We start from the raw sequence: 14002 nt of genomic DNA, 5'->3' as shown, positions 1-14002 counted from the left end.
AAAATGAAAAGAAATAAGATATTATTAGTCTCTTTAATGTTATTAGGTTCAGTAGCTGCTGTACAAAGTTGTAGTGATGAATTTATTGATGTGAAACCCTCAGAGTCAATGACAATTGATGATCTAGAAAAATTTAATAATGATAATGGAGCTACTTACTTTGTGAATTCTATCTATGCTAAGTTTTTAGACTGGAATATGAGCACATTTGCCTGGATAGGAGTTACTTCTATTATTTCTGATGATGCTGATAAAGGATCTACTGATGGAGATACAGGATCTGATAAAAACCTATTGGATGCATTGAATATTACTGCTACAACACCATCTTTTAAAGAACTTTTTGCTTCTAACTATCAGGGAATTAATAGATGTAATGAGGCTTTAAAATATATCCCGCAATTAGACAAAGCAAACCCTGAATTGCGTAAAAGACTAATGGGTGAGGCAAAATTCCTGAGAGCATTTATGTATTTCACCCTTGTGAAATCTTTTGGAGGGGTTCCCTTGGTAGATCGTGTTCCTATTTTAGGAAATGCTGAGGATAAAAAAATGCAGCTAACAAGAGTTTCTAAAGAAGAAATATATGCCTTCATTGAAAAAGACCTGAAAGAAGCTATTGAATCATTGCCAGGGAAAGAAGCTTATGGAGGAACAGAGGTAGGAAGAGCATCGGTAGGAGCAGCTCATGCTCTTTTGGCTAAAGTTTATCTTTATCAGAAAAAATGGCAACTGGCTGCTGAACAATGTGATTTAGTGACAGGATACTCTTTAACTCCTAGCTTTATTGATATTTATAAAGTTTCTGGAGAGAATAATGCTGAATCAATTTTTGAAATTCAAGGTTCAGGTGCTGATGCAGGAAGAGCTATCCAGCAGTACAGTAAAGTTCAGGGAGTTCGTGGTACTGGAGGCTGGGGCTGGGGATTTGCAACACCTACTCAAGGGTTATATGATGCTTACACAGCAGAAGGAGATACTGAGAGAAGAGATGCTACTATTATTCATAGAGATATGACATTGTATGATGGAAGATATATTTCTAGTAAAGTAGAGAACAAGTTCTATAACTATAAGGCTTATTCTTCAGCATTCTATGATAAAGATGCTACAGATACCAATATCCGTTATCTGAGATATGCTGAAGTTTTGTTAATCAAAGCAGAAGCATTGAATGAATTAGGACAAACAAGTGTTGCTATTCCATTATTGAATCAGGTAAGAGAAAGAGCTAAAATTACTCCAACTCCAGCTACTTCTCAGGCAGATGTTAGAACAGCAATCTGGAAAGAAAGAAGATTAGAGTTAGCTTTTGAACATGATAGATGGTTTGACTTAGTAAGAACTGGTCAGGCACAAACGGCAATGGCTGCAGATGGAGGTAAAAAATTCATCGTTGGAAAACATGAACTATTCCCACTTCCTTATGAATTTATCATGGAAGCAGGAGGATTGTCCCAACAAAACCCAGGATATTAATCAATAACCATAAACTAGAGGAGAGTGAAAATTCTCCTCTAATTTTATAACCCGTAACCCGATACCAATGAAAAGGACCCTATTGTCAATTGCTGTAACTTCTTTATTCTTTATGTATTCCTGCAAAAACGCTCAGGTTTCAAAACAGGAAATCGTAAAAAATAATAGCGTTTCAAGTACCATTACTGATGAACAGCTGATGGATAAAGTGCAAAGAGATGCCCTAAAATACTTTTGGGACTATGCAGAACCCAATTCTATGTTGGGAAGAGAGCGTTATCATGAGGACAATATTTATCCTGATAATGATAAACATGTTATTACAACAGGAGGTTCGGGATTTGGATTGGCTACTTTACTGGTAGGAGTGGAGAGAGGATTCATTCCAAGAAAAGAGGCTGTGAAAAGATTGACTCACATCATGGATTTTCTGGCAAAAGCAGACCGTCATAAAGGTGCCTGGCCACATTGGATCAATGGAGAAACAGGAAAAACGGTTCCTTTTGGAAAGAAGGATAATGGTGGAGATCTTGTAGAAACAGCATTCCTTACTTCAGGAATATTAATGGTTCGTGAATACTTTAAAAACGGAAATGCAGAAGAAAAAGCTTTAGCAGCAAAATGTGATGAACTTTGGAAAGGAATTCAATGGAACTGGTACACCAAAGGCGGTGAGAAAGTGTTGTACTGGCACTGGTCACCAGAATATCAATGGGAAATGAATTTTCCATTAGAAGGATATAACGAATGTTTAATTACTTATATCCTTGCCGCATCTTCACCTACTTATTCTATAGATGCGGAAACCTATTATAAAGGCTGGACCAGAAATGGAACCTACCTTACAGACAAAACAAAATACGGATTACCTCTGTATGTAAAACATAACTACGCTGAAGAATATGGCGGGCCACTTTTCTGGGCTCAATATTCATATGTCGGGCTTGATCCTACAGGATTATCTGATAAACTGGTGAAAAACTATTTTGATATTAATAAAAATCAAACCCTTATTGACTATAAATATTGTGTTGAAAATCCAAAACAATGGAAAGGCTACAGTCCAAAATATTGGGGATTAACAGCCGGATATACAAGAAATGAGGATGGAAGTACAGGCTATACCGCTCACATGCCGGGTAATGACAATGGAGTCATAACACCAACAGCCGCTTTGAGCAGCTTCCCATACACTCCAAAAGAATCTATGGATTTTCTTAGGTTCATCTATACCCAAAAACCTGAATTCATTGGGTCTGCAGGCCCTTACGACGCTACGTCCATCAATTATAACAACTGGTTTACCCCAAGATATTTGGCCATTGACCAAGGAACAATCGCACCTATGATTGAAAACTATAGAACAGGCTTCTTATGGAAGTTGTTTATGAATGCCCCGGAAATTCAGCAGGGGTTGAAAAAACTAAGTTTCCAATCCACAAAATATGGAATAAAATAATTGATGGGAATAGGCTTACAAAGACCATTTCAATCAATGATAAAAAATAAAACTTTCAGATGTAGCTGATAACGCAGATTTTGAATAGAACTCAAACACAATAACCTGCTTTATCTGTACAATCTGTGAGAGAAATAAAAAGAAAAACCAAATTCAAGGCATTAGCCCCAACCTAATAGCACTATGAAATTAAAATATCTTTCCCTTTTATTGCTGCCACTTTCCCTACAGCTTACTGCTCAGGAAATAAAAGCAGAATTAAATAAAGAAGTTAAACGGCAGGAGAAAATTTCCTACCTTTTGGATTATCCAAAAAATTCCAAAGAAAATGTTCCGTTGATTGTGTTTCTTCACGGTTCAGGAGAAAGAGGAAATAATCTTGAGTTGGTAAAAGCCCATAGTCCGTTTACTTATAAGAATCTGATTAAGGAACCAGTCGCTATTTTAGCACCACAATGTCCTACAGATAGCTGGTGGGATACAGTTTCAGTATATAATCTGATCAAAGAAATTCAGAAAAAACATAAAATTGATGCTTCCCGAATTTACCTTACAGGCCTCTCTATGGGAGGTTGGGGAACCTTAAAACTGGCGATGGAACATCCTGAAATGTTTGCGGCAGTAGCCTCAGTTTGTGCCCCTACAGATCAGGTGATGACCGCCAATATTCAGCAATTCAAAGATTTGAATATGAAAATATTCCATGGTGGAATGGATGATATCGTATTACCGGAAAATGCTTTTAAATTTTACCAGAAGCTTCATCCTGTGAACCCAACAGCTGAATTGGTGATTTTTCCTAATGATAATCATAACTCATGGGATTCAACTTATTCAAATCCAAAGCTGTATGAATGGATGCTGTCTAAAAAGAAAGATAAATAGAAGGTAATGCCAAGAAATAAAACTCAGTAAAAATCAAAACAATAATAATAAGAAGATAGATTTATGAAAAAGTTAATTGTACTTGCAGCCCTGGCACTTTCGCCGGTGTTTTCTGCCCAGGAAATGGTGGATAAGCCTGTACAGTCTTATCAGACTGCTCAATATCAGGCCAAGAAAAAAGCCTTTGTAGACAATCTTTTATCTAAAATGACCTTAGATGAAAAAATTGGTCAGATGAACCTACCAACTTCGGGAGACTTTACTACCGGGATGGCACAGAGTTCAGATATCGGGAAAAAAGTAGAGCAGGGATTAGTAGGCGGATTATTCAATATAAAAGGAGCGGATAAAATTAAAGCCGTTCAGAAAGTAGCTGTTGAAAAAAGCCGTTTGAAAATTCCAATGATCTTCGGAATGGACGTTATTCACGGATATGAAACAACCTTTCCAATTCCATTAGGGCTAGCCGCTTCATGGGATATGAATCTGGTACAACAGTCTGCAAAAGTAGCCGCAAGAGAAGCTGCTTCTGATGGGATTAACTGGACATTTTCGCCAATGGTAGATATTTCCCGTGAACCAAGATGGGGAAGAGTTTCCGAAGGTTCCGGTGAAGATCCTTATTTAGGAAGTGAAATCTCAAAAAACATGGTGTACGGTTACCAAGGGAAAGACTTGGCTAACGGAACCAATATATTAGCTTGTGTAAAGCATTTTGCTTTATATGGAGCAGGAGAATCTGGAAGAGATTACAACACGGTTGATATGAGCCATGTAAGAATGTTCAACGAATATTTTCCACCTTACAAAGCTGCTGTAGATGCAGGTGTTGCTTCGGTAATGGCTTCTTTCAATGAAGTGGATGGAGTTCCTGCAACAGGGAACAGATGGCTTCAGACCGAAGTATTGAGAAATCAATGGAAATTCAAAGGATTTGTAGTAACAGATTATACCGGAATCAATGAAATGGTTGACCACGGTATGGGAGATCTTCAGCAGGTTTCTGCATTGGCTTTAAAAGCAGGTGTTGATATGGATATGGTGGGAGAAGGTTTTCTAACCACTTTAAAAAAATCATTATCCGAAGGAAAAGTAACGCAGGCTGAAATCGATATGGCAGCAAGAAGAATCCTTGAAGCTAAATATGACTTAGGTCTTTTCGATAACCCATACAAGCATGGTGATGCAAAATTAGCAGCCAAAGAAGTATACAACCTGGAAAACCGTAACATTGCGAGAAATGTTGCTGCTCAGTCTATGGTTTTATTGAAAAATGAAAACCAGGTATTACCTTTAAAAAAATCTGGAACTGTCGCAGTGATTGGTCCATTGGTGAATAATTCAATCAACATGGCCGGAACCTGGAGTGTCGCTACAAAACATAATGTTTCAGTTAATTTAATGCAGGGGCTTCAGGCGAACTATGGTAAAGAAGTGAAATTCCTTTCTGCCAAAGGGGCTAATATTGATTACAATGCAAAACTGGAAGAAATCTATGCAGCTCATGGAAAGAAAACGGATAGAGACAACCGCTCAAAAGAACAGCTGTTAAAAGAAGCTGTAGACGTTGCCAACAAAGCAGATGTTATTGTTCTCGCTATCGGAGAATCTGCTGAAATGAGTGGTGAATCTTCATCAAGATCAGAAATAACCATTCCTCAATCGCAGGTTGATCTTTTAAATGAATTGAAAAAGACCGGAAAACCAATCGCTATGATCCTTTTCACAGGTCGTCCTTTAGCATTAACGAATGTAAAAGATACGCCTGATGCGATTGTCAATGCATGGTTCCCAGGTTCAGAAGCTGGAAATGCATTGGCTGATATTCTTTTCGGAAAAGTAAACCCATCAGGAAAACTTCCAATGACTTTCCCAAGAAGCTTAGGACAGATTCCTATTTATTACAATGCTAAAAATACAGGCCGTCCATTAGATCAGAAACTAACGGATAAATGTGAATACCAAAGATTCCGTTCCAATTATATGGATGAATGCAATACCCCATTGTATGCATTTGGGTATGGATTAAGCTATACCAAGTTCAATTACTCCGATATCAGTGTTTCCAATTCCAATCCGAAAGGAGATCAAACCATTCAGGCATCTGTAACGGTAACCAATTCCGGAAACTATGATGGAGCAGAAGTCGTTCAGCTATACATCAGAGACATGGTAGGTAGTATTACAAGACCTGTAAAAGAATTGAAAGGCTTCCAGAAAATATTTTTGAAAAAAGGAGAATCGAAAAAAGTAACCTTTGATATCACTCCTGAAAACCTAAAATTCTACAACGGAGATTTGAAATTCGACTGGGAATCAGGAGAGTTTGATGTTATGATTGGAACAAGCTCTGATGAGGTGAAGCATTCTAAAGTCAATTGGACAAAGTAAAAAGTAGAAGAATTTTTTCATAGTAATGTGTTTTATGGTTTTTTTGGCATGATTTTTATTAATACCAGCGTAGTTATCATAATAATACCAGCAACATGAAAAAAACAATTTTACTTAGCGCAATGTTCCTTGGAACTTTAGCATTCGCACAACAGACACCGGTATTAGGTGGTGATAAAGATGCTCACGGATGTATTGGTTCAGCAGGATATACGTATTCACAGATTAAGAAAAACTGTGTAAGAACTTTTGAAGAAAAAATCAAATTAAAAGAGGTTGCTACAAAAGGAGATTATATTGCAGCAGTTATTTTCAGCAAAGACAAAAAAAATGCTGAAGTTTTTGTTAAAGATGCAGAAGAAGGGAGCATAATCCTTACCAGACCAGGGAAAGCAAAAGCCTGGAAAAAAGATGGTTATGTATTAACTCCTTACAAAAAAAGCGGATTTCAGCTTAAAAAGGATAATGTTGTAATCTATCAATAATATCAGATTTTCAAAGAAAAACAAAGTCACTCGAAAGGGTGGCTTTTTTTATGAGTATATAAAATGATTTAGTAACTGATGATGCGATACCGGTTAGAATTTTTATACCAATTAATGAAGGTCATTAGATCATGAACACCAATCTCAATAAGATAAAAATAGCTTGAGAATATTTCCTTAGAATAAGACTTATGTTGCTTAAAAAGGGCAATGCATTTTGTAACTAGGAATGAAATTAATATCTTTATTTCCAAAACACTTTTACCCCACTGAAAACATTAATAATTTAAATATGAAAAAACCAATTTTATTTAGCATGATGTTCCTTGGCTCTCTAATTTTTGCCCAACAAAAAGCTCCGGCTTTGGGAGGCGATAGAGATGTTCATGGTTGTATAGGCTCTGCAGGTTATACCTATTCACAAATCAGAAATAATTGTGTAAAGGTTTTCGAGCAGAAAATCAAATTAAAGGAAGTAGGCTCGGATAAAAGCTATACTACAATGACGGCAGTTATTTTTAGTAAAGATCTGAAACGGGCAGAAATTTTTATCCCGGAGGGAAATGCCAAAAGTATTATCCTTGAAAAAGAAGGAAAAAACAAAATCTGGAAAAGCGGAAGCTATATTAAAGAAACCTATATGTTAGTTCCCTACAAGAAAACCGGTTATCAAATAAAAAAAGACGACGTAGTCATTTATCAATAAGATCAAATTTTTTAAAATATAAAACCACTCGGAAAAGGGTGGTTTTTTTATGAATTTACATTTCAGATGGTAAGATTTGTTTTTAGGAGCTTCATCCCGCTATCCACTCATACTCCTCGCGCCAAAACGTTAGCCTAAGCAAAGTCGAAGGGCTAACCGCTTGCTGTGGGGTAACCGCTACTATCGGGGCTAGGGTATAAGTAATAAATGATGAATGATAATATTGTTGTTAAGATTCAATATTACTCATACCTGTGGGGTGATAGGTATGCTTTTATATCTATTGAAGATATTTTTTTAGTATCAATTATCAATTATCAATTATCAATTATCAATTATCAATTATCAATTATCAATTATCCTGTTACTAAGTTTCAACCTCTTCTTAGCTTCATCAATAGGGCTGGGCTTTAGCCCTGCCAAATAAAATAAAAATCCATCCGGCTTTAGCCAAAACATATTTCTTATTACTTAAAATACGACAGGTTCTGTCGCAGTGTTGTAGTAGATTTGTAGAATCAATGAAGGATCATAGAATCGCAATGAAATATCCTAATGTTTGGAAATATTTTATATTAAATCACGATAAAATGATTTGCGTGAAGTAAAAAAAAGTTAAATTTACGCCGAACTTGAAAAGCTAATTACTCAACTCAAAAATAACACGGGAATGAAAAAGATTTATCTCAGTGCATGTACTGTATGCACCATTCTGGGGCTGTCTGCCCAGGAAGTTTTGTGGCAAAAAGACATTAAATCCTCTACTCAGGATTTTCTAAGCCAGGTCACTACTACGATCGATCAGCAGTATCTCATTACAGGAAGCTCTATTCAGGCAGAAAGCGGGAAGATGGAAGCTGGAAGTAGACAAAATAACGGTTACGATTTTCATCTGGTTAAACTGAACCAGCAGGGAGAAGAAGCCTGGGAAAAGTATTTCTCAGGAAATAATCACGATTATTTATCAGGGGCAGTAACCACTCAGGATGGTGGATTTCTATTGGCCGGAACCACCTATTCAGGAAAAGGGCTTGATAAGAAAGAGGATTCCAAAGGAGGATCAGATATCTGGCTCATCAGGATCAATGAATTTGGAGATGAACTGTGGCAAAAGACTTTGGGATCTTCAGCAGATGAAGAAGCCAGAGCAGTCATTCAAAGTACAGATTTGGGCTTTTTCGTCGCTGGAAATATCCAAAACTCACCCAAAGGATATGGTTCCAAAGATGTCTGGATCACCAGACTGGATAAAGATGGAAAAGAACTCTCCCAATTGATCTTAGGTGGAAAAGGTTTAGATGAAGTGGAGAAAATGATTCCAACAAAAGATGGTGGAGCCTTATTGGGAATTTACTCACGGAGTTCCGAGATTCGTGTTTCGGGATCCGGAGATAGTCCTCGTGGAACTTCATCACCTTCTGAAGCTCGTACCGCGAATCCCGTAGCTCGCACCGGAAAATCTACAGAAAATTTCGGTGAAGGCGACTATTGGATCATCAAATTAGACAAAAACGGAAAAGTAGAATGGGAAAAGAACTTTGGCGGTAAAGGAGACGATCATATCAGAACGTTGGCTTTAACTGCAAACGGTTATATCATCGGTGGAGAATCCAGATCAGAAAGATCCGGAAACAAAACAGTAGGAATTGAAGAAGGCACAGACCTTTGGCTGATTGCTTTGAATGATAGAGGAGATGAGCAGTGGCAAAAGTCCTACAATTTCAAAAACCGCGATATTCTAATGGGAATGAGCGTAATCCATTCTGCAAATGACAATTCTTCAAAAGGAATTTTATTAGGTGGTTACACCCAAGCAGAAGGAAGAATAGAAAAAGACGATGAGACTTTCTGGATGCTGTATTTGGATAGCAACGGAAATGAACAGTGGAGAAAGCATGTGAGTGGAGATTCGAGACAGAAAGAAGAGCGGCTTTCAGATTTGAAACTGAATAGAGATGGCTCAATTGTTCTTGCCGGAACCAGCGCGAAAGAACTTGGAAAAGAGAACTGGAAAATTGTAAAGCTGGGAGACAAGCAGGTCAATGATCTGATTGAAAAATATGACATTAAGATCTATCCAAATCCAGTATCCGATTATGCATATGTAGAAATCGGCTTTGATTTCAAAGAAGCTGATATTATGCTGTATGATATGAGTGGTAGACAACTTCAGAACTTCAAAACCAAGAATAGAGTGACTAAGATTAATACCCAGGCTTTGATACAGGGAGCTTATTTAGTGACTATAAAAACAGATAATAATAAAACAGCGAATGCAAAGCTGATTAAGAAATAAAAACATTAATCATGAAGAAAATAATACTATTATTACTATTGGGGACGCTCTGTAATGCACAGCTTATCGGTGGTGAGCAAACCAAACAGGTTGTTCCTCTGCCGGCAAGTGCGGAGTCCTACAGCCTTTCCAAAGTGGAAGCAATACCTATGGATTACTTCAGAGGAAAAGCCAATATCAATATTCCAATTTATACGATAAGCGTTAACGGAATTAGTATTCCTATTTCTTTGGCTTATAATACAGGAGGAATAAAACTAAATGAAGTGGCTACTACGGTAGGATTAGGCTGGTCACTTAATATTCCCGGAACGATTTCTCATAATGTTGTAGGTTTAGATGACCTGGATGTCCCATTTTTTAAAAAAAATATAGCTGACTATGGAGCGTATAGCGGGACTATTACAGAGTCATACATGAACAATCAGATAAGGGCTGATCTTGAAAGTATATACAATGGGAATTACGATACCCAAAAAGATATTTTTGATTATAACCTGCCCACTGCATCAGGTTCTTTTTTGATGAAAGAGAATAATCAGACCTTTTTGATTCCCAATGATGATGTGGTGATTACAAGAAACAGTGATAAATTTTATGTAAAAGATACTCAGGGTGCTGAATACTGGATGTCTTCAAGAAATTTAGTGATGCCTGAGAGTATAGGAGGTCCTACCGTAGCGCATAAGACATTATACAACCTTGACGAACTTAAAATTAACAACAAATCTATTCTGTTTTCCTATAATAAGAATAATAGTTATACAGAAAGAAATATCAGTCAGGTTGCCAATTTTAAAATATCAGTCAGACCAAGTGGAAATTTTCAGGATCTGACTCGTCTTCCCAGATATGAAAAAACGGAAACCTCAACTTCATTTTCAGAATCTTTGATCAGTAAAATAAGTTTTGATAATGGAGAAGTCAACTTTTTGTACTCCAATGATGCTAATGGAGCATTTGCAGATGGTTCCTCATTCAGAAAGGATTTGAGCGGCGGTTTAGGAGTTGCACTTCGAAGAGTGATTGTAACCAATAAAGCAGGGGTTATTATAAAAGATATTAGCCTTAATTATAGTTATTTTGAAACGGATAATGCAAATAAAACCTATGAAGATTACAGGCTTAAACTCTTGAGTGTTCGTGATAATTTGCAAAGCACAGAGTATACATTTGAATATAACGAACAGTACAAAATGCCTAAACGCAGCAGCAGTAATGATGATTACTGGGGCTATATCAATAGTATCCATAACGGAGAAATACCTAATATCCCCAATAAGGTTTTTGACTACGACGTCCCTTTAGCAGAAATGCAGGCTATTTCTACAAGAAACAGAGAATCTAATGAAGATTATGCTGTTTTAGGGACTCTTACCTCTATAAAATACCCTACAGGGGCAAAGAAAAATTTTTACTATGAACTTCCATATAATACACAAAGAGAACGTATAGGAGACGCCGATGGATATTTGGCTATAGGAACAGTTAGAACAAGAGATACAGAAGATGGGTTTGATGACACCCAAACATTCCCTGTTACATCAGATCATATACAACAAATCATAAATCTTGGAATTAATGCTACTCCTCAAAAACTGCAAATAGATTTTTGGAATGCATGTAAAAATTCTAGTAATACTGGCCCTGAGGGTCCTGCAGTAACTTCATGTTTCGGATTTGCACAAACTGGAAGTAAGACTTTTTCCCAATATAAATCCAGCACTATTGATTGGACAATTCCAACTGGGCAGAATGTACTGTTAAATCTGAACAAAATAGGAATGTGTAACTGTAGTATTTCAGCGAAGATTAGATATTCATATCCTATTTATGGCGATAAAACGAGAAAGTATGGTGCCCCTCGTATCCGGAAAATTGAAGATATTGATGCCAATAATGTTTCAAACGTTTATGAATATGCTTATGGAAAATATAGCAATGGAGTTTTTGTTCCTGACTTCCAGTTGAAACAAAAATATAATTTTTCATCTTTTATCAAGAGGCAAATAACAGAAACGGCTGGAATTGGTGGAACACAGACTGGATATTCTTTTGAAAGATATTATCGTCTTCACAACTCCAGCCAGGCTAATACGAGCTATGGAAGTTCGGATGTCATTAATTATCCTTCTGTAGTTGAAATTACAGGAAAAGGAAAAATTGTAAGAGAATATGAAATTTCCAGCAGTTCAAATTATGTGTATAATAAATGGAAAGGCGGAAGGCTGAAAAGAGAAATTTATCTGAATACAGCCAATGATACACTAAAAATAGTAAAAAATACCTATGTGATTAACACTCTGAAAAATGGTTTATCAGAATTTACCACGAATAATCCGAAAATAGCTGCTTTTTCTACAGATTTTGATATTACAAAAGGAACTGCTATTGTTATGGATGTTCCAGTGGAGATCTATGCTGTTGACCAGAAAATGTCCATGATAGAATCTGCAAAAGTAGAGCATATAGCAACCACAACAAAAGAGTTCTTTGGAAATAAAACTATTGTAACCCAAGTGTTAAATAATTATTGGGATACTGATATTAATAAACCTTTTAATGTAAGAAGTACTGAAAATATTTTACCCTCCGGTGAAAGTGTAAAAACAGAGTATCAGTATGCGCATCAGACCGGGAATCAGCTTTTAATCGACAAAAATATGATTGCCACGCCATTAGAGACGGAAACAAAACAGACTATCAATGGAACAACCAATATATTGTCAAAATCCAAAACAATTTTTCCTACTGCGCTTCCAACTCCTCAAACAGGAGATTTGGTACTTCCTATGTCTGCTTTGTCCTACGACGTGCAAAATCCTGCAGTAGTGGCTAATGAAGTAAAATATGATAAGTATGACCTTAAGGGAAATACCCAGCAGTATACTACAAAAGATGGAGTTTCAACAGTCATTATCTGGGGCTATCATGGAACCCAGCCAATTGCCAAGATTGAAAATGCAAAACTGGAAAACATTGGACAATCTTTCATAGATAGTATTGTGAATGCCTCTAATACAGATGCTTCAGCTGAAAGAAATAATGATGAAACCAACTTACTAAACGCTTTTAATACTTTTAAAAGGAATTTAGGTGATTATCAGATTACGACTTATACTTACGATCCTTTAATTGGAGTGAGAAGTATTACCCCACCATCAGGCATCCGTGAAGTTTATCTTTATGATACAGCGGGCAGACTTAAAGAAGTCAGAGAAAATACCCAGACTGGAAGACTGCTAAAAGAGTTCAATTACCATTACAAAAACTAAGACGATGAAAAAAATACTTATTCCCATAGGCCTGTTGCTGATAAGCCATTCAGTACAGGGCCAGCTTACCCAGGGAGAAAACTATATTCAATCCAAAACTTATCTGGATTATAATGGAGCTACCCCTACCAAAACCTCAGAAACCGTCCAGTATTTTGATGGTCTGGGAAGGTCCAAACAGGTTGTAAATGTAAAAGCCTCACCCCTTGGAAGAGATGTAGCTACTCATATTGAATATGACCAGTTTGGAAGACAGCTTAAAGATTATCTACCTGTTCCTCAGGGAGGAACTTTGAATGGCGCTATTGTTCCCAATCCGTTATCCAATGCAGCCAATACCCCTTATGGCTCAGAAAAGATCTATTCCGAGAAAATAGTGGAAAACTCTCCTTTGGACCGACTTCAACAGCAGATTCAAGTGGGTAATGATTGGAGCAGTAAACCGATCAACTTTGATTATGCAACCAATGAAACAGGAGAAGTAATAAAATATACCACTACGACAACTTGGGAAAATAATGCTACTAAATCAACAATTGATTATGGTGGAACTTATAATATGGGTCAATTGTATAAAAATATAGTTGCCGATGAAGACGGAAACAAAACTATAGAGTTCAAAAATGGCAAAGGTCAGCTCCTTTTAGTAAGAAAAATTCTAAGTACAACAGAAAATGCTGATACCTATTATGTCTATAATGAATATGGGCAACTGGCTTGGGTAATTCCACCTTTGTTATCAAAAAAACAAACCTGGGGATGGGACGATCAACAGGCTTTAGCTTATGAATACCGCTATGACGGTAGAAATCGTTTGGTAGAAAAGAAACTCCCTGGCAAAGGCTGGGAACTAATGGTGTATGATAAATCAGACAGGTTAATTCTCTCCCAGGATGGCAATCTGAAGACCGCCAATAAATGGCTTATTACCAAGTATGACCAGTTAGGGAGAATTGCTTATACAGGCTTCTTAACAGGCGGTGATAGAGCGGGTAGACAAAATGAGGTAAACAATCTTGTCATCGC

At 36.9% G+C, this 14002-nt stretch carries 9 protein-coding genes; all 9 read left to right on the top strand.

Features of this window, described 5'->3' with window-relative positions:
• Nucleotides 1-3: 3 nt before the first annotated feature.
• On the top strand, nucleotides 4-1479 hold the full coding sequence (locus BLS98_RS12440) for a RagB/SusD family nutrient uptake outer membrane protein (RefSeq protein WP_089736846.1): 1476 nt from the start codon (nucleotides 4-6) through the stop codon (nucleotides 1477-1479).
• A gap of 67 nt (nucleotides 1480-1546) precedes the next feature.
• Nucleotides 1547-2938: a glucoamylase family protein gene (locus BLS98_RS12435; RefSeq protein WP_089736845.1), complete on the top strand. Its 1392-nt coding sequence runs from the start codon at nucleotides 1547-1549 to the stop codon at nucleotides 2936-2938.
• 183 nt (nucleotides 2939-3121) lie between these two features.
• A complete protein-coding gene (locus BLS98_RS12430) occupies nucleotides 3122-3823 on the top strand; it encodes a carboxylesterase family protein (RefSeq protein WP_089736844.1) in 702 nt (233 codons plus the stop codon).
• 63 nt (nucleotides 3824-3886) lie between these two features.
• The gene (bglX, locus tag BLS98_RS12425; RefSeq protein WP_089736843.1) at nucleotides 3887-6214 is read left to right on the top strand and encodes a beta-glucosidase BglX; all 2328 of its coding nucleotides are present in this window, start codon (nucleotides 3887-3889) and stop codon (nucleotides 6212-6214) included.
• A gap of 95 nt (nucleotides 6215-6309) precedes the next feature.
• Nucleotides 6310-6699: a hypothetical protein gene (locus BLS98_RS12420; protein WP_089736842.1), complete on the top strand. Its 390-nt coding sequence runs from the start codon at nucleotides 6310-6312 to the stop codon at nucleotides 6697-6699.
• Nucleotides 6700-6991: 292 nt separating this feature from the next.
• Nucleotides 6992-7405: a hypothetical protein gene (locus BLS98_RS12415; protein WP_089737320.1), complete on the top strand. Its 414-nt coding sequence runs from the start codon at nucleotides 6992-6994 to the stop codon at nucleotides 7403-7405.
• A gap of 670 nt (nucleotides 7406-8075) precedes the next feature.
• Nucleotides 8076-9701, top strand: coding sequence for a T9SS type A sorting domain-containing protein (locus BLS98_RS12410; protein WP_089736841.1), 1626 nt, complete (start codon nucleotides 8076-8078; stop codon nucleotides 9699-9701).
• Nucleotides 9702-9712: 11 nt separating this feature from the next.
• Nucleotides 9713-12976 carry a hypothetical protein gene (locus BLS98_RS12405; protein WP_139166110.1) on the top strand — a complete coding sequence of 1088 codons (3264 nt, stop codon included), beginning with the start codon at nucleotides 9713-9715 and terminating at the stop codon, nucleotides 12974-12976.
• A 4-nt stretch (nucleotides 12977-12980) separates the two neighbouring features.
• On the top strand, nucleotides 12981-14002 hold a 1022-nt coding region (locus BLS98_RS12400), incomplete at its 3' end, for a DUF6443 domain-containing protein (RefSeq protein WP_228436020.1).

Origin of the sequence: Chryseobacterium jejuense (genome assembly GCF_900100075.1) — a bacterium.
Taxonomy (GTDB): Bacteria; Bacteroidota; Bacteroidia; order Flavobacteriales; family Weeksellaceae; genus Chryseobacterium; species Chryseobacterium jejuense.
This window is presented reverse-complemented; position numbering and strand designations above follow the sequence as displayed.

Coding starts and splice junctions, on each gene's coding strand:
- BLS98_RS12440 (WP_089736846.1), top strand. CDS start 4: ATGAAAAGAAATAAGATATTATTAGTCTCTTTAATGTTATTAGGTTCA.
- BLS98_RS12435 (WP_089736845.1), top strand. CDS start 1,547: ATGAAAAGGACCCTATTGTCAATTGCTGTAACTTCTTTATTCTTTATG.
- BLS98_RS12430 (WP_089736844.1), top strand. CDS start 3,122: ATGAAATTAAAATATCTTTCCCTTTTATTGCTGCCACTTTCCCTACAG.
- bglX (WP_089736843.1), top strand. CDS start 3,887: ATGAAAAAGTTAATTGTACTTGCAGCCCTGGCACTTTCGCCGGTGTTT.
- BLS98_RS12420 (WP_089736842.1), top strand. CDS start 6,310: ATGAAAAAAACAATTTTACTTAGCGCAATGTTCCTTGGAACTTTAGCA.
- BLS98_RS12415 (WP_089737320.1), top strand. CDS start 6,992: ATGAAAAAACCAATTTTATTTAGCATGATGTTCCTTGGCTCTCTAATT.
- BLS98_RS12410 (WP_089736841.1), top strand. CDS start 8,076: ATGAAAAAGATTTATCTCAGTGCATGTACTGTATGCACCATTCTGGGG.
- BLS98_RS12405 (WP_139166110.1), top strand. CDS start 9,713: ATGAAGAAAATAATACTATTATTACTATTGGGGACGCTCTGTAATGCA.